Origin of the sequence: Staphylococcus microti (assembly GCF_000934465.1) — a bacterium.
GTDB classification, from domain to species: Bacteria; Bacillota; Bacilli; order Staphylococcales; family Staphylococcaceae; genus Staphylococcus; species Staphylococcus microti.
Genome location: NZ_JXWY01000174.1, coordinates 1 through 225 on the forward strand (window position 1 = coordinate 1; position 225 = coordinate 225).

The following is a 225-nucleotide window of genomic DNA, read 5'->3' on the forward strand; positions in this document are numbered from 1 at the left end:
CGTCAATGAGCACTTCTACTTCAGTAAGCGAAAGTGATTCAGCGTCAATGAGTACGTCAACTTCAGTGAGCGAAAGTGATTCAGCATCAATGAGCGCTTCTACTTCAGTAAGCGAGAGCGACTCAGCGTCAATGAGCACTTCTACTTCAGTGAGCGAAAGTGATTCAGCGTCAATGAGCACTTCTACTTCAGTGAGCGAAAGTGATTCAGCAAGCATGAGCACTT

1 pseudogene is annotated in these 225 nt (G+C 45.8%); it reads right to left on the bottom strand.

The features are described 5' to 3' along the window. A pseudogene (locus tag TP70_RS12930) lies at positions 1-225 on the bottom strand (hypothetical protein); the annotation flags it as partial.